Source organism: Massilia sp. UYP34 (assembly GCF_056279385.1).
The window spans coordinates 214,080-233,950 of the sequence record NZ_JBWBRF010000007.1 but is presented as its reverse complement, the minus strand read 5'-3'; the positions used below and the strand labels follow the sequence as shown (position 1 = coordinate 233,950).

Here is a 19,871-nt window from a genome sequence, read left to right as displayed (position 1 = left end):
GGTTTCATCATGACGGCACTCGCTGGCTTGGTTCGATGTCAGGATTTTACCCAGCCGCAGGCGTCTCGGCCGAGGTTTTTAGAGGTGGCCTTAAGGCTCAAGGAACCCATAATGGTAAGAATCGTTATCGCCGATGACCACACGATCATGCGCGAGGGCCTCAAGCGCATCCTGGACGGCGCCGAGGAAGTCGACATCGTGGGCGAAGCCACCAATGGCTTCGAAGTACTATCGCTGGTACGCCAGGGCGGCTTCGACCTGCTGCTGCTCGACCTGTCCATGCCCGGCCGCAGCGGCGTCGACCTGATCCGGCAGGTGCGCAGCGAAGCGCCCAAGCTGGCCATCCTGATCCTCACCATGCACGAGGAAGAGCAGTACGCGGTGCGCGCGATCCGGGCCGGCGCCCAGGGCTACCTCACCAAGGAAAGCGCGGGCACGCAGCTGGTGGGGGCGATCCGCAAGGTCGCCTCGGGGCGTCCCTACATCAGTACCGAAGTGGCCGAACAATTGGCGCTGAACATCATGGCGCCGAGCGAGCAATTGTTGCACAAGCAGTTGTCAGACCGCGAATTCGAGGTGTTTTCGCTCCTGGTCAGCGGCAAGTCGATCACCGAGATCGCCAACGGCCTGCACCTGTCGGTGAAAACCGTCAGCACACACAAGACCCGCATCATGCAGAAAATGGGCATGAGCTCACTGTCCGAGATGGTGCAGTATGCCGTCGCACACCGCCTGTTGTCGCCAATGAAGGCGTGACTCGCTGATTTTGTTTGACCGCCGCGCGTGGTTTTCGTGCGGCGCGCCGCTTTTGGCAAGGGCGGCGCGTTCCCCCGTCGCACCCCGATCGTTTTTCGTTTTACCATCTTCGGCCATTCGCGCGACATGCTTGGGAGTAGGATTATTCCTACGACCACGACATCTGTCCTACCTCCATATTCAGGCAACGCTGATATTCGTGCCGGACTCGTGTTGGCATACTGAATTCAGCGTTTCGACTTGCTTGCGATCCAAGTCACGGTGTCAGCCATAAAAAACATGGCATGGCAGCTGCGCTACCGCACACTGCCGTGCCGCCGGGATCGCGTGAAACCTGAGTTCCTTACCGGAGATGAGCATGCAGTCCCAGCCACCGTCAGATCAACGCAATGTCACCCAGCCTACCCTGCATTCCCCGATGGAAGCGGGACGGCAGCGCCAGGGTCGCCTCTGGTCCAACCTGAAAGAAGTGTGCGACCTGCTCCGTATTCCAGCCAGCGTGTCGGTGAGCTCTGAAGAATTACTGTTCCAGCACGTGCAGTTCAAGACGGGCCAGCGCGTGCACACGATCGGCCAGGCCTTCGATACCCTGTACATCGTCAACTCGGGCTTCCTCAAGACCGTGCTGATCGACGAATTCGGCAACGAACAGGTGCTGAGCTTCCCCATGAAGGGCGATATGCTCGGCGTCGACGGCATCCACACCCGTCACTACGCTTCCGAGGCCGTGGCGCTGTCCGACTGCGACCTGATCTTGCTTCCGTTCAAGAAACTGACCGCGCTGGGCCGCGTCCACAGCGAACTCGAGAACATGATGTACGGCGTCATGAGCCGCGAACTGGTGCGCGAGCAGACCATGATCGGCATGCTCGGCGCCCTGTCGGCCGAGGCGCGGGTGGCCCGTTTCCTGGTCTCGCTGGCCGACCGCTTCGCCGCGATGGGTTATTCGAGCAAACTGTTCAACCTGCGCATGACCCGCCACGAGATCGGCAGCTACCTCGGCCTCACGCTCGAGACCGTCAGCCGCACCTTGTCGGCCTTCAACGAAATCGGCCTGATCACCGTCGACCAGCGCACGATCGGCATCAAGGATGCCGAAGCGCTCAAGACCCTGCGCCGCCTGCCGCCTTCGCGTTCGCGCACCAAAAGCAGCGCCAAGCAGAAGGCAGAGCTCGATCAGCCTGGCGATGACCAGGTGCTGGCCACCGTCTGAATCGTCTGCATCGGTATCGCGCCCACGACGATGCCCGCCTGCAAAGGCGGGCATCGTCGTGGGCACGTCCGTCATTCCTTATCGAGCGACAACACCCCATCGTTGACGCGCACCCGGTCGCCCTTGCGGTATCCCGGATTGTTGTCGTACTCGATTGCCTGGATCGCCTCGGTCGTATCGAAGCGCACCGTTACCCGATAACGCTGGGCGGCCTGCACGTCGCTGGCCAGCGGCCGCGCTCCTCCCGTCGCCTCACGCACGATCTCCACCTTCTCGACGACTGCACAACTGGTGCAATAGCGCGCCACGCGTGGTCGCTCGGTCGTGCGCGGCGGCGGCGGCGGCGCGGCCCCCGGGGCCGCGCTGGCGACGCCGGCCTCCTTCGACGCCAGCGGCCGCACGGGTTCCTGCGCCTGCGCCGATGCCGCCGCGCCGCTCACCAGGCCATCGCGCAGCACGGTGGTGGCCACCTGGCTGCCCAGCCGCATTTCGGCGGTCACCGGGCTGTTGGGCTGGAAACGATCGTGATTGCCGATCACATAGCTGCCGCTGTACCGGCCGGGGTCGGTCTCCTGCATCTGGACGCCACGGGTGGCGCCGTCGATGGTCACGTTGACCGTGGCGTTCTGGGTACCGTAGACATGGAAGTGCAGCGCGGCGCCCTGTTCCAGGCGCGGCACCTTTTCGACGTGGAAGCCTTCGATGGCGGGTGTCACGGTGCGGCTCGCCGGCGCGGTCTGCGCCAGGGCCGTACTGCTCGTCGCCAGCAGCATGCCGGCCGGCGCCAGGGCCGCCACCAGCGAACACATCAGAATGCGTTTTTTCATGGCAATCTCCATTAGTTGGCAGACGGCATGACACCGTCTTCATTTCTAGGAGACAGTACCTGTGCGAAAGAGCCAAGTCCGTACGGTTACGAACCGATAGTGTCAGGACACGGCGTGTACCGCGTCGCCCGACGTCACGTAGATGCGCTCGCCCGGCCCCGGCCTGACCGCATGCCCGCCGGTAAAGGCGCCAAAGGACGGCAAGATCAACCCCTGCTCGCCCACCACGAAGCACGGCAGGCGCAGCGCATCGAAGCGCGTTGCCAGCACATACACCGGATGCACGTGGCCGGCCAGCCCATAGCCCGGCGCATCGACGCCCGGGTGGTGGCAAAAGGCGAACGGCCCGATCGCGTGCGGCTCGTCCACCATCGCGATTCCCAGCGCCGCCGCCGGGTCACCCGCATGCAGGTCGTGGTTGCCACGCACCAGCATCAAGGCCAGATCCGGATGGCGCTGGCGCCAGGCCAGCATCGCCAGCTGGGTCGAGCTGGCGTGCGCGGCGCGCGCATGCAAAAAGTCGCCCAGGAACGCCACCTGGCGCGCGCCGTGCGCGGCCACCAGGGCGTCCAGGCCTGCCAGGTTTTCCGACGTCGTGCCGCGCGGCACCGGCACCCCGAGCGAACGGAAGGCAGCCGCCTTGCCGAAGTGGATGTCGGCGATGATCAGCATTTCTTCACCCGGCCAATAGATCGCCTTCTCCGGCAACAGCAGGAGCGATTCGCCGGCCACCTCCACCCGCACGCCGCTCATGCCGCCGCCTTCTCGAGTTCGCGCAACATGCGCGCCACGCGGTCGTTCAGCTTCTCGGTGCTGACCTTTTCGCGGAAGCGCTCGACCATCAGGGCGAACCCGAACGGCGTCGCCCGTTTCACCTCGCGATAGGCGAGCCGCCGCGCATGCAGCTCGGCCAGCGTGTCGCGCAGGCGCGTCAGCTCGAGTTCCTGCTCCATCACCTCGCGCTCGGCCTGGGTGAGCAGCAGGTTGCCGGCATCGTGCTTGCGAAACACCTCGAAGAACAGCGAGGACGAGGCCTGCAACTGGCGGTTCGACTTCGGCTGGCCCGGATAGCCCGAGAACACCAGGCCGGCGATGCGCGCCACTTCGCGAAAGCGCTGCTGCGACAACTGGGTCGCGTTCAGGCTGTCGATCACGTCTTCCAGCAGGCGCGCCGTATCGAACAGCGTCACGCCGGCGCCGGTCGGCGCATCGAACATGCGCGCCCAGTCGACCGGCTCGGGCGCCATCAGCTCGAAACCATAGTCGTTCACGGCGATCGAGAACGTGATCGGCTGCGCGCGGCCGACGCGAAACGCGATCAGGGACGCCAGGCCCATGTGCACCGAGCGGCCCGCGAACGGATACACGAACAGGTGATGGCCCTCGCGGCTCTTCATCGATTCGAGCACCAGCACTTCGCTCGTGGGCAGCGCCGACCAGCGCTGCTGGATGGCGATCAGCGGCTCGATGGCACGCATCTCGGGGCCGTCGAACACGCCCTGGTCGGCCAGGCGCAGCTCTTCGAGCGCGGCGTGGGCCAGCTCGTTCGACATCGGCATCTTGGCGCCCTGCCAGCGCGCGATCGCGCCGCGCGTGCCGGTGGCGCGCTTGACGAAGGCGGTCAGCTCGTGCACGCGCACGAATTCCAGGATGCGCCCGCCGAACAGGAAGCGGTCGCCGGGCTTGAGGCGCGAGATGAACGATTCTTCCACGCTGCCGATGCGCCCGCCGCTCATGTACTTTACCTGGATCGTGGCGTCGGACATGATGGTGCCGATGCCCATCCGGTGCCGGCGGCCAATGGCGCTGTCGGGCACGCGGTAGACGCCCTCGTCGTCCGGCAGCACGCGGCGGTATTCGGGATACACGGTCAGGCTCTGGCCGCCGCGCGCGACGAAGTCGAGCGCCCACTGCCATTCTTCCTGCGCCAGGTGGCGGTAGGACCAGGCCTGCCGCACTTCCTGATACAACTCCTCGGAGCGAAAGCCGCCGCCCAGCGCCACCGTCACCAGGTGCTGCACCAGCACGTCGAACGGCTTGTTGGGCACGTAGCGCCCTTCGATGCGGCGCGCCGCCACCGCCTTCCTGGCCCCGGCCGCTTCCAGCAGTTCCAGGCTGTTGGTCGGCACCAGGGTCACGCGCGAGACCCGGCCGGGCGCATGGCCGCTGCGGCCGGCGCGCTGCAGCAGGCGCGCCACGCCCTTGGCGCTGCCGATCTGCAGCACCCGCTCGACCGGCAGGAAGTCCACGCCCAGGTCCAGGCTGGCGGTGCAGATCACCGCTTTCAGGATGCCGCTCTTCAGGCCCAGCTCGACCCACTCGCGCACCTCGCGGTCGAGCGAGCCGTGGTGCAGCGCGATCACGCCGGCCCAGTCGGGCCGCGCCTCGAGGATGTTCTGGTACCAGATCTCGGCCTGCGAGCGGGTGTTGGTAAACACCAGGGTCGCCTCGTGCCCCTCGATCTCGTTGATCACCGGCTGCAGCATCTGCAAGCCGAGGTGGCCACCCCAGGGAAAGCGCGAGACGTTGTCGGGGATCAGGCAATCGACCACGATTTTCTTGCGCGTGTCGCCTTCGACCAGCACCCCCGCATCTTCCCCTTGCGCACCGCCCAGCAGCACCTGGCGCGCCAGGTCGAGATTACCCATCGTCGCCGACACGCCCCATACCAGCAGCTCCGGGCGCCAGCGCCGCAACCTGCTCAGGGCCAGCTGCACCTGCACGCCGCGCTTGCTGCCCATCAGTTCGTGCCATTCATCGACGATGACCATGTCGAGGTGGCGGAACTGTTCATGGGCAGCCGCATTGCTGATCATGAGCGACAGGCTCTCGGGCGTCGTCACCAGGGCCGCCGGCATGCTGCGCGCCTGGCGCGCCCGCTCGGCCGGCTTGGTGTCGCCGGTGCGCGCGCCGATGCGCCATTCGGGCAGCAGCTCGGCGGCGGAGTCTTCCAGCGCGCGCTGGGTGTCGGCCGCCAGCGCGCGCATCGGCGTGATCCACAGCACGCGCAAGCCCGACTTGGCCCTTCCCGTGTCGAGGCCGGCGCGCTGCAGCGCCGCGAACCAGACAGCGAAGGTCTTGCCGGCGCCGGTATTCGCGTGCAGCAGGCCCGATTCGCCCTTCAGCGCGGCCTTCCACACCGCGCGCTGGAATGGAAAGGCGGTCCAGCCGCGGCTGGACAGCCATGCGTCGATGCGCGCGCTGACTGGATTACGGCTCATGCGGTGGCCGCCTCCAGCAGTCCCTTGAGCGTGTCGAGCGTATCGGCGTCTTCCACCGGCTTGTCGAGGCGCCGGCGCAGGATGCGCGGAAAGCGCACCGCGATCCCCGCCTTGTGACGCGGCGACAGCGCAATGCCCTCGAAGCCGATCTCGAACACCATGGTCGGCTTGACCGAGCGCACCGGCCCGAACTTTTCGATGGTCGTGCGCCGCACGGCGTTGTCGACCTGGGCGATCTCGGCGTCGGTCAGGCCCGAATACGCCTTCGCGAACGGCACCAGCCTGCGCTCGGCTCCTGCCCCGTCCCACACGGCAAAGGTATAGTCGGTGTAGAGCGACGCGCGCCGCCCGCTGCCCGGCTGGGCGTACAGCAGCACGGCGTCGATGGCGTACGGGTCGATCTTCCACTTCCACCAGGTGCCGACAGTCTTGGTGCGGCCGACGCCGTAGTGGGCGGTGCGGCTCTTGAGCATCATGCCCTCGACGCTGCGCGCGCGCGAGCCGGCGCGCAGCGTCGCCAGTTCTTCCCAGCTATCGGCGTGGACCAGCGGCGACAGGCGCAGCTGCGGCTGGTCGAGCTTCGCGACCTCCACTTCCAGCAGCGCGCGCCGCTCGTGCTGCGGCAGGCCGCGCAGGTCGACGCCGTCCAGCTCCAGCAGGTCGTAGCAGCACAGCACCGCCGGCAGCTCGCCCAGCAGCTTGGCCGACAGGGTCTTGCGCCCGATGCGCTTCTGCAGGTCGGCGAACGGCGACGGCATGCTCGATCCCGGCTGCCAGATCAGCACCTCGCCGTCGAGCACCATGCCGTCGGGCAGGCGCGCCGCCGCCAGCTCCGGAAAGCGTTCGGTGATCAGGTCTTCGCCGCGCGACCACAGGAAACTCTGGCCGTCGCGCCGCACCAGCTGCGCGCGGATGCCGTCGTACTTCCATTCGACCAGCCAGTCGTCCAGTTCGCCCAGGTCGGCCGGATCGCCATTCAGTTGGTGCGACAGGAAGAAGGGGTAAGGCTGGCCGCCGCGCAGCTTGTGCTCTTCGTCGGACTGCTCGGCGATCAGCTGCAGGAACCCGCTGGCGGTGGGTTTGACGCGGCCGTCGGTCCAGCCCATCAGGCGCTGGGCAACGAGCTTGCTGTCCACCGCGGCGATCGCGGCCAGCGCGCGCGTCACCAGCAGCTTCGAGACGCCGACCCGGAAGCCTCCGCCGATCAGTTTCACCAGCAGGAAGCGCTCGCGCCAGTCGAGCTCGTTCCAGTAGCTGAACAGCGCTTCGCGGATGCGGCCCGGATCGGCGCCGCGCAAGGGCCCGATGCGTTGTTCCATCCACTCGGCCAGGCCGACGTCCGAGCGCTCGGTGGGCGGCGGCAGGATGTGGGCGATGGTTTCGGCGAAGTCGCCCACCGCATGATAGGACTCGTCGAACAGCCATTCGTCCAGGCCCGCGTAGTCGATGGCGAACTGGCGCAGCAGCTTGGTCGGCACCGCCTGGCGCGGCTTGCCGCCGGCCAGGAAGTACACCGCCCACGCCGCGTTCTCGGGCGCGGCGCTGGCGAAATACCCCTGCAGCGCTTCGAGCTTGCGGGTGGTCGACGTTGTTTCGTCGAGGTCGGCGTACAGGCGCGCGAATTCACGCATCGGCGTCTCCGCCGGAAGCCTGCTGCGCCTCAGCTGTCGCCGCCGCGGCGCCGGCCGGCGGCGTCGGCGGCTCCACCGCCTCATCGGCTTCCTCGTCGCCATATTCGGTATCGAAGCCGGACGCGTCCAGCCCGTTCTGGCACAGCCAGCGCACCAGGATCGGGATCGAGCCGTGGGTGACGATCACGCGCTCGGCGCCGGTGCCCTTGATGGCGCTCATGAGGCCAGGCCAGTCGGCGTGGTCGGACAGCACGAAGCCGCGGTCGACGCCGCGCCGGCGCCGCGCGCCGCGCAGCAGCATCCAGCCGCTGGCGAAGGAATCGCTGTAGTCGCCGAAGCGCTTCATCCACGGCGAGCCGCTGGCCGATGGCGGCGCCACCACCAGCGCACGGCGCAAGGCGGCCTTGTCGACGTCGCTCACCATCACGGTCGGTGGAATCGCGATGCCCTCGGCGCGGTAGGCGCGGTTGAGCGACTCGACCGAGCCATGGCAGACGATCGGGCCGATCGCGGGATCGAGCCCGGCCAGGATGCGCTGGGCCTTGCCGAAGGAATAGGCGAACACCACGCTGCAGCGGCCCTCCTCGGCATTCTTGCGCCACCAGGCATTGATTTCGTCCATCACCTGCTGCTCCGGCTGCCAGCGGTAGATCGGCAGGCCGAACGTCGATTCGGTGATGAAGGTGTCGCAGCGCACAGGCTCGAACGGCGCGCAGGTCTTGTCCGGCTCGACCTTGTAGTCGCCCGACGCCACCCATACCTCGCCGCCGCATTCCATGCGCACCTGGGCCGATCCCAGCACATGGCCGGCCGGATGCAGCGAGATGGTGACGCCGTTGTGGACGACCTTCTCGCCGTACGCGAGCGCATCGACCGAGATATCGCCCAGGCGCGACTTGAGGACGCCGATGCCGGGCGCCGCCGCCAGGTAGCGGCCGTGGCCGACGCGCGCATGGTCGCCGTGGGCATGGGTGATGACGGCGCGCGCCACCGGCCGCCACGGGTCGATGTAGAAGTCCCCCGGCACGCAGTACAGGCCCTCCTTGCGGACGACGACCATGTCTCCCGTCGGCATCGTCTACACGGGCCCCGGTTCGAGGAAATCGGCCATGAAGCTGCGGCTTTCCCCGTCCGCGAAGTCGACCGTCACCTGCTCGCCGGCGATGGCCACTACCACCCCTTCGCCATACTTGGCCGACCTGGCGCGCGCGCCCACCTCGAACTTCGGTTTTGGCGCTTCCACGGCCGGCTCGCGGTCGAATTCGTCGTCGCGGATTTCGATGTCCTGCGGCAGGCTCAGCGCCGGTGGATTCAGGCAGTTGTCGCACTTGCAGCACCGTTCGAAACCGGGCGCGTGGTCACCGAAATAATCGAACAGCAGCTTCCAGCGGCAGTAGCCGCTCACCGCATAGCCCACCATCTGGTCCAGCGCTTCCTTGTCGCGCTCCTGTTTCTGCACATACACCTGGGCCAGGCGCGCATACACGCCGGGGCGCGCCTCGGACGCGCTGGGCACGTATTCCAGCTTGCGGTTCTGGCGCACCAGCTTGGCATCCTTGAGCAGCTTGAGGCAGACCTTGATGTTGGCGTCGGCGATGTCTTCGAGCGCGTCCTCCAGCCGGCGGCTGGTGACGGCGCCTTCCTCGGCCAGGGTGCGCACCGTCTCGTGCACCAGTTGCAGTTCTTGCGCATCGGGATAGTGCTTGACCAGGAAGAACTGCTGGATGCGCTTGTCGTCCTGCAGGAACAGCAGCGTGCACTGGGCGTCGAGCCCGTCGCGGCCGGCGCGGCCCGATTCCTGGTAATACGATTCGAGGTTGGCCGGGATCTGCAAATGGATCACGAAACGGGTATCGCTCTTGTCGATGCCCATGCCGAAGGCATTAGTGGCCACCATCACACGCCGCTCGCCTTCCATGAACAGGTCCTGGTTCAGTTTGCGCTCGGCTGCCGACAGCTTGCCGTGGTAGAGCGTGACCGATTCGCCGGCTTCTTCCAGTACCGCCAGCATCTCCTCGGCCACCTTGACGGTGGCGGCGTAGACGATGCCGACGCCGGGCGTCTCCTGCACCAGGCGCAACGCCTCGCGGTATTTCTCCGTGGCGCTGGTCACCTGCACCACGCGGTAGTGCAGATTGGGCCGGTAGATGCCGGTATTGATCACGTTCAGCTTGCGGCCCAGCTGCTTGCCGATGTCGGCGATCACGTCGTCGGTGGCGGTGGCCGTCAGCGCCAGCACCGGCGGCCGGCCGATCGCCTCGATCGCGGCGGCCAGGCCAATATAGGCCGGGCGGAAATCGTGACCCCATTGCGAGATGCAGTGCGCCTCGTCGATCACGACGATGTCGAGCGTGACCGCGCGCAGTATGGCGATGAACTCGGGCGAGACCAGGCGCTCCGGGGTGCAGAACACGATTTCGCAGGATTCGTTGGCGATCGCCGCGAGTGCGGCGTGTTCTTCTTCGGCGCACAGGCTGCTGTTGACCTGGACCGCGCGGATGCCGACCTCTTCCAGCTTCTCGAGCTGATCCTTCATGAGGGAGATGAGCGGGGAAACGACGACCGTGATCCCCTCCAGCATCTTGGCCGGGATCTGGTAGCACAGCGACTTGCCGCCGCCGGTGGGCATGATGGCCAGGGTGTCCTTGCCGTCGAGTACGCTGTCGATCACGCGCTGCTGGCCGTCGCGCAGTTGCGCGATGCCGAACACGGCGTTCAGGAGGCGTCGGATGGTATTGCGGCGCACGGCGAGCAGGCCGCGGTGCATGAGTGTGGGGTCGTGTCGTGTCATGGTGATGCCGACTTTATTAGCACGGCGACAACTCGACTATAGGACGCCACCTACTTCAAGCGTAGGAGGTCAACGTCTGGCGAATTCGGCGCGTTATGGAGCTAGTGCCAGGCCGCTCGTATCAATTGTGCGACACAAATTCTCCACAAGGTTTAGTCCTACAACCAGACGGATAATTCACCGATGCCGGGTGTCCAGCTAGACATTTACTATTGTGACCATCATCCACATCCCGCCACCTTCAGGAGAATCATCATGTCGCGCCGCCCTATGACCTGGACCGCTGTCCACCTGGCCCTTGCCAGCGCGGCCACGTGGTTTTTGCTGGAGTCCGGCGCGCTGTCGTCGGCCTTGCTGTTCTCTTTCCACTGAGCCCCTGCCCGGTAGCTTCGATACGTCGTTCCCGCGCAGGCGGGAACCCAAGTTCGACGCGCATTGCATACGCATCAAGTATCTCTACTCTACCGGCCTTGGATTCCCGCCTGCGCAGGAATGACATTCACTGGGCGCGGACCAGGCTGGCCGCAGCTGGAACCGAATAAAAAAACGCCGCGTCCCACTGGGATGCGGCGTTTGTCTTTTTGCACCGGCGGGCCGTGAAGCCCGCCGTCGTTCATCAGGCAGCTTTCTGCTCTTCCTCTTCCACCGGCTGGCGGATCAGGTAATCGAAGGCAGCCAGCGACGCCTTGGCGCCCTCGCCCACGGCGATCACGATCTGCTTGAACGGCACCGTGGTCACGTCGCCGGCGGCGAACACGCCCGGCAGCGAGGTGTGGCCGCGGGCATCGACCTCGATCTCGCCATGCGCCGACAGGTCGATCGTGCCCTTGAGCCATTCGGCGTTCGGCACCAGGCCGATCTGCACGAACACGCCTTCCAGGTCCAGCTTGTGCACGGCGCCGGTCGTGCGGTCCTTGTAGCTCAGGCCGTTGACGATCTTGCCGTCGCCGTGAATCTCGGTGGTCTGGGCCGACTTGATCACCTTGACGTTCGGCAGCGAGTACAGCTTGCGTTGCAGGACCGCATCGGCGCGCAGCTCATTGCCGTATTCGATCAGGGTCACTTCCTTGACGATACCCGCCAGGTCGATCGCCGCCTCGACGCCGGAGTTCCCGCCGCCGATCACCGACACGCGCTTGCCCTTGAACAGCGGGCCGTCGCAGTGCGGGCAGTACGCCACGCCGTGGTTCTTGTACTCCTTCTCGCCCGGCACGTTGATCTCGCGCCAGCGGGCGCCGGTCGCCAGGATCACCGACTTCGACCTGAGCACTGCGCCGCTCTCGGTGTGCACCTCGATCAGGCGACCCGCCACCAGCTTGCTGGCGCGCTGCGTGTTCATGATGTCGACCTCGTAGTGCTTGACGTGCTCTTCCAGGGCGACGGCGAATTTCGGGCCGTCGGTTTCCTTCAGCGACACGAAGTTCTCGATCGCCAGCGTATCGAGCACCTGGCCGCCGAAGCGGTCGGCCAGCACGCCGGTACGGATGCCCTTGCGGGCGGCGTAGATCGCGGCTGCCGCGCCGGCGGGGCCGCCGCCGACGATCAGCACGTCGAATGGGTCTTTCTGGCTCAGTTCGGCAGCCTTGCGCTCACCGCCCTTGACGTCGATCTTCGACAGGATCTCTTCGACGTTGGTGCGGCCCTGGCCGAAATGCTGGCCGTTCAGGAACATCATCGGCACGGCCAGGATCTGCTTGTCTTCCACTTCCTTCTTGAAGACGCCGCCATCGATCGTCACGACCTTGATGCGCGGGTTGATGACCGACATCGTGTTCAGTGCCTGCACGACTTCCGGGCAGTTATGGCACGACAGCGAGATGTAGGTCTCGAAAACGTAGTCGCCGTCCAGGGCTGCGATCTGGTCGATGACGGATTGTTCCAGCTTGATGGTGTGGCCGCCGACGTGCAGCAGGGCCAGCACTAGCGAGGTGAATTCGTGGCCCAGCGGGATGCCGGCGAAACGCACGCCGATATCGGTGCCGACGCGATTGATCGCGAACGACGGGGTCCGCTCGTTCGCTTCCTGGCGAACGGTGATCTTGTCGGACAGGGCTGCGATCTCGCCCAGCAGCTCATTCATTTCGCGCGATTTCGGCGAATCATCCAGCGATGCAACCAGCTCAATCGGCTGCACCACTTTTTCCAGATAGGCTTGCAACTGCTTCTTGAGGGTTGCGTCCAGCATGATGTTTTTCCTTTTGTTTATCTACTTTTACTTGCACAGGCCGGGCGTAAAACGGGCCGCCGCAGCGGCCCGTTCACGGGTGCTACTTGACTACTGCTTGACTACTTAGATCTTGCCGACCAGGTCCAGCGACGGGGTCAGGGTTTCGGCGCCTTCGGTCCACTTGGCCGGGCAGACTTCGCCTGGGTGCGAAGCGACGTACTGGGCTGCCTTGACTTTGCGCATCAGTTCCGAAGCGTCGCGGCCGATGCCGTTGTCGTGCACTTCCATGATCTTGATCTGGCCTTCAGGATTGATCACGAAGGTGCCGCGCAGTGCCATGCCTTCTTCTTCGATCATGACTTCGAAGTTACGCGACAGGACGCCGGTTGGGTCGCCGATCAGCGGGTAGTTCACTTTCTTGATCGCGTCCGAGGTGTCGTGCCATGCCTTGTGGGCGAAGTGGCTGTCGGTCGAGACGCCGTACACATTGACGCCCAGCTTTTCGAATTCCGGCTGGAATGCGGCCAGATCTTCCAGTTCGGTCGGGCAGACGAAGGTGAAGTCTGCCGGGTAGAACATCACCACCGACCAGGTACCCTTGAAGTTCTCTTCGGTCAGGTCGATGAACTTGCCGTTGTGGTATGCGGTTGCTTTGAACGGCTTGATCTGGGTGTTAATGAGGGACATGTAATCTCCTGTTTGGGGTTGATGAAACGTATGACAAGCAGTGTACCGCTCCGCCTGCCGTTTGGGAAATTGATTGATTCGATATTCTTGATTGATTTTGGCTATCAGTCAAGTGTTACTTTGCCGTCTTGCAATAGAGTTGGCTCGAAACAAACCCGGACAGTGTGTCGCAAATGGCAAGCGGGTGCAACCAGCGTCTCGTTTGCCCACCCACCTTTTTCGGCAATCGCCCATTGATCCGGGGCGGACAGTAGCCGACCCGGGGCGGGCCGGATATGGGTACAGCGTCAGATGTCGGCTTCGGCGTAGACCGGGACCTCGGTGCAGGGCAGCACCAGACTGAACACCGAGCCTTCGCCGGGACTGCTCGTCACCCGCAGCTCGCCGCCGTGCGAGACCGCCAGCTGGCGCGAGATGTACAGGCCCAGCCCCAGGCCTTTCGGTTCGCCGTTGCGGGCGCCCCGCTCGTAAGGCTCGAAGATGCGTTCCAGGTCGGACGTCGCGATGCCCTTGCCCTGGTCGCGCACGTCGATGCGCACCATCTCGCCGGTGCGCTCGACGCTGACCTCGACCGGCTGGCCGCAGCCATAGCGCAGTGCGTTGGTCAACAGGTTGACGATCACCTGCTCGACGCGGAATTCGTCCCAGCAGCCGGTCACGCCGTCGTGCGGGCGCAGGGTCAGCGAGCTGCCGGTGGTGGCTGCCTGCAGCGACAGGTCGCTCACCACCCGTTCCAGCAGGTTCATGAGTTCGACCTGGGCCGGGCGGATCGACAGCTTGCCGCTGCGCATGCGCGAGACGTCGAGCATGTCGTCGATCAGCCGGATCATCGACTTGATCTGGCGCTCGTCGCGCTGGATCATCGCCTCCATCGGTTGCGCTGCGAAGGCGGCCGTGTTGCCGCGCTTGAGCTGCAGGCTGCGCATCTGCGTTTCCAGGAACAGCGTGTTGAGCGGCGTGCGCAGCTCGTGCGCCACCAGCGACATGAATTCGTCGCGCATCTTGAGCGAGCGCTGCAGTTCCTGCTGGGTCTGGTTCAGCTCGCGTACCAGCGCCTCTTGCTCTTGCCGGCTCTGCTCCAGCGCCAGCACCTGGCGCCGCGTCTCGCGCCGCTGCTGGTCGAGCGCCACGAAGACGTTGACCTTGCTGCGCACCGCGTCCGAGTCGAGCGGCTTGTACATGAAGTCGACCGCCCCGCTCTCGTAGCCCTTGAAGGCGTAATCGAGTTCGCGCCCGGCGGCCGAGACGAACACGATCGGAATGTGGCGGGTTCGGGTGGTCGAGCGCATCACCTCGGCCAGCTCGAAACCGTCCATGCCCGGCATCTGCACGTCGAGGATGGCCAGCGCGAACTCGTGCTCGAGCAGCAGCGCCAGCGCCTGTTCGCCGGAGCCCGCCTGGTAGATGGCGCGCTGCTCATGGCGCAGCAGCGCCTCGAGCGCCTGCAGGTTTTCCGGCAGGTCGTCGACAATTAATATCTTGCTATGTTCCTGGGCGCTCATGGGGTCTCCAACAAGGGCAGCACGGTGCGGATCGCGGATAGCGGCAGCACCAAATGCGGAGCGCAGCGCCGTATTGCCTCTCCGGGCATGGCGCTGGCCTGTGCTTCATCAGGGTCTTGGACGATGGTCAAACCACCGCATTCGCGGATGCGGCACATGCCCTCGGCGCCGTCGAAATTGGCGCCGGTTAATAGTATACCTGCCAGCGCCGGACCGTACACGTCGGCGGCAGACTCCGTCAAGATGTCGATCGCCGGGCGGGCGAACTGCACCGGCGGCTCGCAGCTGAGCGAAAAGCAGCGATCCGGCTCGACCGACAGGTGGTAACCGGATCCGGCGAAATACACGGTGCCGGGCTGGATCGGCTCCTTGTCCCGCGCTTCGCGCACCGGCAGGGCGATGCGCGCGGCGAACAGCTCGGCCAGGCGGCTGTCGCGGTCCGGCGGCACGTGCAGGATGCAGGTCACGGCCGGCCCGAACCCCACCGGCAGCGCCGGCAGCAGGCCGATCAGGGCGTCGACGCCGCCGGCCGAGCCGCCGATGACGACCATCTCGATCCGGCGCTTGCCCATGGCCGCGGCCAGCTGTTGTGCGGGATTCACGGCGACACCTTGCGAAACAGGCGCTCGCGCTTGGCAAGCGCCTCGAAGCGGTCGGCGTAGCCCGAAAAGTCGATGCTTTCCTTGCTGCCCAGGCCCAGGAAGCCGCGGTGGCACAGCGAATCGTGGAACAGGCCGAGCACGCGGTCCTGCAGGCGCCGGTTGAAATAGATCAGGACGTTGCGGCAGCTGACGAAATGGGTCTCCGAGAACACGCTGTCGGTCGACAGGCTGTGGTCGGCGAAGGTCACGTTGTCCATCAGGCTGCGCTCGAACAGCACGCCGCCATAGGCGGCCGTGTAGTAATCCGAGAATGCGGCCTTGCCGCCGGACTTCTGGTAGTTCTCCGTATACAAGCGCATGCGCTCGAGCGGGAACACGCCGCGCCGCGCGGCATCGAGCGATTCGGGATTGATGTCGGTCGCGTAGATGATGCTGCGTTCGAGCAGCCCTTCTTCCTTGAGCAGGATCGCCAGCGAATACACTTCCTCGCCGGTGCTGCAGCCGGCCACCCAGATCTTCAGCGACGGATAGGTCTTGAGGAAAGGCGCCACCTGCTCGCGCACCGCCAGGAAGTATTCCGGATCGCGGAACATCTCGGTGACGGGGATCGTCAGGTATTGCAGCAGCTGGGCGAAGCCGTTCGGCGCGTGCAGCACTTTCGACTGCAGTTCCGACACCGTGGCGCATTCCATCTCGCGCATGGCGACCAGCACCCGGCGCTTCTGCGAAGCGCCGGTGTAGTCGCGGAAATCGTAGTTGTACTTCAGGTAGACGGCCTCGACGAGCATCCGCAGCTCGATGTCGAAGTCGCTCGGGGGTTGGCTCAAATTCGCTCCAGGGTGGGCATCCAGACCCGCAGCAGCGAGTACAGGCGGGAGAGGTCAATCGGTTTGGCCAGGTAATCGTTGGCGCCGGCGGCCAGGCACTGCTCCTGGTCGTCCTTCATGGCCTTGGCGGTGATGGCGATGATCGGCAGGCGGTCGAAACGGCCGTCGGCGCGGATGCGGCGCATCGCTTCCAGCCCATCCATGCCCGGCATCATGATATCCATCAGCACCAGGTCGATCCCCGGCACCTCATCCAGTTTCGCTATTGCTTCAAATCCATTGCGACCGACTTCGATCCTGGCCCCGCGCTGCTCCAGCGCCGACGTCAATGCGAACACATTGCGCACGTCGTCGTCGACCAGCAGGATGGTGCGGCCTTCGAACACTCGGTCGCGTCCGCGCACCGCCTTGAGCATGGTCTGGCGCTCGGTCGACAGCTCGGACTCCACCTTGTGCAGGAACAGCGTCACTTCGTCCAGCAGGCGCTCCGGCGAACGCGCGCCCTTGATGATGATCGAGCGCGAATAGCGCAGCAGCTGCGCCTCTTCGTCGCGCGTGAGGTTGCGGCCGGTATACACGATCACCGGCGGGAAGGAACACAGTTCTTCGTGCGACATGCGTTCGAGCAGCTCGCCGCCCTGCATGTCGGGCAACTTGAGGTCGATGATCATGCAATCGAACACGTCGCTCTTCAGATGGGTCAGGGCCTCGCTGGCGGTGCCCACGGCCGCGATCTCGACGTCGTCGTCGGCGATCAGGGCCACCACGCTGTCGCGCTGGCGCTCGTCGTCCTCGACCAGCAGCACGCGCTTGATCTTCTGGGCCGACTTTTCCTGCAGCTTGCGGAACACCTCTTCCAGCGCTTCGCGGCTGGCCGGCTTGAGCGCATAGCCGATGGCGCCCAGGTGCAGGGCTTCGCCGCCGTTCTCGATGCTCGAGATGACGTGCACCGGAATGTGGCGGGTCGACGGATTGTCCTTCAGTTGCTGCAGCACGGTCAGGCCCGAGCGGTCCGGCAGGCGCACGTCCAGCAGCACGGCGTCCGGACGCTGGCTGACGGCCAGCGCCAGCCCCTCGTCGGCGCTCATCGCCACCAGGCAGCGGTAATCGAGTTCGTGGGCCAGGTCGTACAGGATGCGCGCGAACGGCGCCTCGTCCTCCACCACCAGCACGGTGCGGCGGCCGTCGGCCGATCGGTCGCGGTCGTCCGGGAAGCTGCCGACCGGTTCGGCGCTGCCAGTGGGCGTAGCGGGCGCCGTGGGCGCCACGGCGGTCGGCGCCGCTGCGGGCGCCGGCGTGTAATGCGGCAGCGGGGCCGACACGACCGGCAACTCGGCCGGCGCCGGCAGCGCCGGGATGCCGCGCGGCAGGACCAGGGTGAACACGCTGCCCTCGTTCGGCGCGCTCGATACGGTCACGCTGCCGCCCAGCAGGCGGGTCAGGTCGCGCGTGATCGACAGGCCCAGGCCGGTGCCGCCGAACCGGCGGCTGGTGGTGCCGTCGGCCTGGTGGAAGGCGTCGAAGATCTTGTCCTGCTGGTCGGCCGCGATGCCGATGCCGGTGTCCTGCACCCGGAAGGCAACGTCGCCGTCAGGCGTGGTCGCCACGGACAGGCTGACCGAGCCGACTTCGGTGAACTTGACGGCGTTCGACAGCAGGTTCTTGAGGATCTGCTCCATGCGCTGGCGGTCGGTGTGCAGGCTGGCCGGCACGCCAGGCTCGACGGCGATCCTGAACTCGAGCTGCTTCTGGCGCGCCAGCGGCTCGAAGGTGCGCGCCAGGCCCTCGACCACGCGCCGCACCGGCACGTCTTCCGGCACCAGCTCCAGTTTGCCCGCCTCCACTTTCGAGATGTCGAGAATGTCGTTGATCAGCTGCAGCAGGTCGTTGCCGGCCGAATAGATCGTCTGGGCGAAGCGCACCTGTTCGTCGGAGAGGTTGCCGCTGGTGTTGTCGGACAACAGCTTGGCCAGGATCAGGGAGCTGTTCAGCGGCGTGCGCAGCTCGTGCGACATATTGGCGAGGAATTCGGACTTGTAGCGGCTCGCGCTTTCGAGTTCGACCGCGCGCTGGTGCAGTTGCTCCTGGGCCGCTTGCAGGGCCGCGTTCTTCATGTCCAGGTTCAGCGCCTGCTCGGCCAGCTGGTCGTTGGTCGTGCGCAGCTCGGCCTGCTGGTTTTCCAGCGCCGACTGCGATTCTTCCAGCGCGCGCGACTGTTCTTCCAGCTCTTCGTTGGCGGTGCGCAGCTCTTCCTGCTGCACCTGCAATTCCTCGTTCAGGGTCTGGCTTTCTTCCAGCGCGGCCTGCAGGCGCTGGCGATACAGCACCGCGGCCATGGCTGCGCCGACCGACTGCGCGATGAAGCCCAGGAACTCGCGGTCGCGCTGCTCCACCGGCCGCAGGAAGGCGATCTCGAACACGCCCTTGACCTTGCCGTGGTTGTGGAACGGCGCGATGATCACGGCGCGCGGCGCCGTGTCGCCCAGGCTCGAGCTCACCTTGACGTAGTCGGGCGGCAGCTGGTCGAGGACCAGCAGGCGGTTCTCTTCGGCTGCCTTGCTGGCCAGCGTGGCGCCCGGCGCGATGAACTCGGCGCGCTCGGTGTCGGTATGCCTGAAACCATAGGCGCCGATGCGGCGCATCGCGCCATCTTCGCTGCGCACGTACATGGCGCCGATCACGCCGCCGAGGTATTTGACCACGTAGGGCAGCACGGCCTCGGCCAGCGGCTCCAGGTCGATCTGGCCGGCGCTGCGCATATTCAGTTCGTTCTGGCCGGTGCGCAGCCAGTCCTGGTGGCGCAGTTTTTCGTTGTGCTCGGCCTCGTGCCCCAGCACCTCGTTGTAGGTCTCGGACAGGCGCACCAGCTGGCGCCGGCCGAAGGCGGCCAGGCTGCCGCCGACGACCGCGGACAGGAGCAGGAAGGCGGCCACCGACCAGAAGGTGATGCTGCGCGCCGAATCGCTGCGCTCCTGCAGCAGGCCCATCTCGGACGCCAGCACCAGGTCGAAGTCGCGCCGCATCTCGTCGGTCAGCGCCTTGCCGCGGCCACTTCTGACGGCATCGATATAGCTGATGTCATTGGCGCGGCGGCGGTCGATCATCTCCTGGGCGAAGGCTTCCCACTGCTTCTGGATCTGGGAAATCCGGGTCAGGCGCTCGGCCTGGGCGATGTTGTCCTTGACCAGGTCGCCCAGCGACTCCAGGCTGGACGCCATGCGCTGCCTGGACTGGACGTAGGGCGAGAGGAATTCTTCGTCACCCGCCAGCAGGTAGCCGCGCATGCCCGCCTCCATGTCGGCCGACAGCTTGCGGATCTCATGGGCCCCGCCGATCACCTTTTGGGAATGCTCGACCCAGGTCAGGCTGTTGATCAGGTAGGCGATGATGCCTACAAACACGAGCGCGCTCACGATACTCATGCCCAGCGGCAGCGCGACATTACGGGTAAGGATGCGGCGAAACTCGCTGTTTTTGATGGTTGGACCGGCCATGCTTGTTGTTATGTTAGAAAAAAAATATCCCAAGTGTAACTCAACTACATGATTCGACGCACACCAGAGCGGCACGGTCGTGCGCAAGCCGGTAGCGGCCGGCGCACGATGATCTTATCAAAATAAACACAAATTCCACAAGGCGCCCGGCGC

14 protein-coding genes are annotated in these 19,871 nt (G+C 65.5%); 2 read left to right on the top strand and 12 right to left on the bottom strand.

The annotated features are described in order from the left end of the window. Positions 1-111 precede the first annotated feature (111 nt). A complete protein-coding gene (locus tag ACZ9AQ_RS14045; protein WP_429203931.1) occupies positions 112-756 on the top strand; it encodes a response regulator in 645 nt (214 codons plus the stop codon). 418 nt (positions 757-1,174) lie between these two features. Continuing rightward, complete coding sequence (locus ACZ9AQ_RS14040; RefSeq protein WP_429203945.1) at positions 1,175-1,969, top strand: Crp/Fnr family transcriptional regulator; 795 nt, start codon at positions 1,175-1,177, stop codon at positions 1,967-1,969. Between the two features lie 71 nt (positions 1,970-2,040). On the opposite strand, the gene ACZ9AQ_RS14035 is transcribed toward ACZ9AQ_RS14040, so the two are convergent. The 12 genes from ACZ9AQ_RS14035 to ACZ9AQ_RS13980 all read right to left on the bottom strand — a co-directional run bounded on the left by ACZ9AQ_RS14035 (position 2,041) and on the right by ACZ9AQ_RS13980 (position 19,718). Next, positions 2,041-2,796: a hypothetical protein gene (locus ACZ9AQ_RS14035; RefSeq protein ID WP_429203930.1), complete on the bottom strand. Its 756-nt coding sequence runs from the start codon at positions 2,794-2,796 to the stop codon at positions 2,041-2,043. A gap of 102 nt (positions 2,797-2,898) precedes the next feature. Then, on the bottom strand, positions 2,899-3,549 hold the full coding sequence (pdeM, locus tag ACZ9AQ_RS14030; protein WP_429203929.1) for a ligase-associated DNA damage response endonuclease PdeM: 651 nt from the start codon (positions 3,547-3,549) through the stop codon (positions 2,899-2,901). Beyond that, positions 3,546-6,017 carry a ligase-associated DNA damage response DEXH box helicase gene (locus ACZ9AQ_RS14025; protein ID WP_429203928.1) on the bottom strand — a complete coding sequence of 824 codons (2,472 nt, stop codon included), beginning with the start codon at positions 6,015-6,017 and terminating at the stop codon, positions 3,546-3,548. Before ACZ9AQ_RS14025 ends, pdeM begins: the two co-directional genes overlap by 4 nt. Next, positions 6,014-7,648 carry an ATP-dependent DNA ligase gene (locus ACZ9AQ_RS14020; RefSeq protein ID WP_429203926.1) on the bottom strand — a complete coding sequence of 545 codons (1,635 nt, stop codon included), beginning with the start codon at positions 7,646-7,648 and terminating at the stop codon, positions 6,014-6,016. Before ACZ9AQ_RS14020 ends, ACZ9AQ_RS14025 begins: the two co-directional genes overlap by 4 nt. Next, positions 7,641-8,708 (bottom strand): ligase-associated DNA damage response exonuclease, encoded by a 1,068-nt coding sequence (locus ACZ9AQ_RS14015; protein ID WP_429203924.1) that lies wholly within the window; start codon positions 8,706-8,708, stop codon positions 7,641-7,643. Before ACZ9AQ_RS14015 ends, ACZ9AQ_RS14020 begins: the two co-directional genes overlap by 8 nt. An 18-nt stretch (positions 8,709-8,726) precedes the next feature. Beyond that, on the bottom strand, positions 8,727-10,439 hold the full coding sequence (locus tag ACZ9AQ_RS14010; RefSeq protein ID WP_429203923.1) for a RecQ family ATP-dependent DNA helicase: 1,713 nt from the start codon (positions 10,437-10,439) through the stop codon (positions 8,727-8,729). A gap of 616 nt (positions 10,440-11,055) precedes the next feature. Beyond that, positions 11,056-12,624: an alkyl hydroperoxide reductase subunit F gene (ahpF, locus tag ACZ9AQ_RS14005; protein ID WP_429203921.1), complete on the bottom strand. Its 1,569-nt coding sequence runs from the start codon at positions 12,622-12,624 to the stop codon at positions 11,056-11,058. Positions 12,625-12,729: 105 nt separating this feature from the next. Continuing rightward, positions 12,730-13,293 (bottom strand): alkyl hydroperoxide reductase subunit C, encoded by a 564-nt coding sequence (gene ahpC / locus ACZ9AQ_RS14000; RefSeq protein WP_005662712.1) that lies wholly within the window; start codon positions 13,291-13,293, stop codon positions 12,730-12,732. Positions 13,294-13,580: 287 nt separating this feature from the next. Then, on the bottom strand, positions 13,581-14,795 hold the full coding sequence (locus ACZ9AQ_RS13995) for a hybrid sensor histidine kinase/response regulator (RefSeq protein WP_429203919.1): 1,215 nt from the start codon (positions 14,793-14,795) through the stop codon (positions 13,581-13,583). After that, on the bottom strand, positions 14,792-15,367 hold the full coding sequence (locus ACZ9AQ_RS13990) for a chemotaxis protein CheB (RefSeq protein ID WP_429203943.1): 576 nt from the start codon (positions 15,365-15,367) through the stop codon (positions 14,792-14,794). Before ACZ9AQ_RS13990 ends, ACZ9AQ_RS13995 begins: the two co-directional genes overlap by 4 nt. A gap of 26 nt (positions 15,368-15,393) precedes the next feature. Next, on the bottom strand, positions 15,394-16,185 hold the full coding sequence (locus ACZ9AQ_RS13985; protein ID WP_429203941.1) for a CheR family methyltransferase: 792 nt from the start codon (positions 16,183-16,185) through the stop codon (positions 15,394-15,396). A 35-nt stretch (positions 16,186-16,220) separates the two neighbouring features. Continuing rightward, the gene (locus ACZ9AQ_RS13980) at positions 16,221-19,718 is read right to left on the bottom strand and encodes a response regulator (protein WP_429203917.1); all 3,498 of its coding nucleotides are present in this window, start codon (positions 19,716-19,718) and stop codon (positions 16,221-16,223) included. Between the last annotated feature and the right edge of the window lie 153 nt (positions 19,719-19,871).

Excerpts from the sequence above, each read along its gene's own strand:
- ACZ9AQ_RS14035 (WP_429203930.1), bottom strand. The coding sequence starts at position 2,796 with ATGAAAAAACGCATTCTGATGTGTTCGCTGGTGGCGGCCCTGGCGCCG.
- pdeM (WP_429203929.1), bottom strand. The coding sequence starts at position 3,549 with ATGAGCGGCGTGCGGGTGGAGGTGGCCGGCGAATCGCTCCTGCTGTTG.
- ahpC (WP_005662712.1), bottom strand. The coding sequence starts at position 13,293 with ATGTCCCTCATTAACACCCAGATCAAGCCGTTCAAAGCAACCGCATAC.
- ACZ9AQ_RS14040 (WP_429203945.1), top strand. The coding sequence starts at position 1,175 with ATGGAAGCGGGACGGCAGCGCCAGGGTCGCCTCTGGTCCAACCTGAAA.
- ACZ9AQ_RS13985 (WP_429203941.1), bottom strand. The coding sequence starts at position 16,185 with ATGCTCGTCGAGGCCGTCTACCTGAAGTACAACTACGATTTCCGCGAC.
- ACZ9AQ_RS13990 (WP_429203943.1), bottom strand. The coding sequence starts at position 15,367 with ATGGGCAAGCGCCGGATCGAGATGGTCGTCATCGGCGGCTCGGCCGGC.
- ACZ9AQ_RS13980 (WP_429203917.1), bottom strand. The coding sequence starts at position 19,718 with ATGGCCGGTCCAACCATCAAAAACAGCGAGTTTCGCCGCATCCTTACC.
- ACZ9AQ_RS14045 (WP_429203931.1), top strand. The coding sequence starts at position 112 with ATGGTAAGAATCGTTATCGCCGATGACCACACGATCATGCGCGAGGGC.
- ACZ9AQ_RS14020 (WP_429203926.1), bottom strand. The coding sequence starts at position 7,648 with ATGCGTGAATTCGCGCGCCTGTACGCCGACCTCGACGAAACAACGTCG.
- ACZ9AQ_RS14010 (WP_429203923.1), bottom strand. The coding sequence starts at position 10,439 with ATGACACGACACGACCCCACACTCATGCACCGCGGCCTGCTCGCCGTG.
- ACZ9AQ_RS14025 (WP_429203928.1), bottom strand. The coding sequence starts at position 6,017 with ATGAGCCGTAATCCAGTCAGCGCGCGCATCGACGCATGGCTGTCCAGC.
- ACZ9AQ_RS13995 (WP_429203919.1), bottom strand. The coding sequence starts at position 14,795 with ATGAGCGCCCAGGAACATAGCAAGATATTAATTGTCGACGACCTGCCG.
- ACZ9AQ_RS14015 (WP_429203924.1), bottom strand. The coding sequence starts at position 8,708 with ATGGTCGTCGTCCGCAAGGAGGGCCTGTACTGCGTGCCGGGGGACTTC.
- ahpF (WP_429203921.1), bottom strand. The coding sequence starts at position 12,624 with ATGCTGGACGCAACCCTCAAGAAGCAGTTGCAAGCCTATCTGGAAAAA.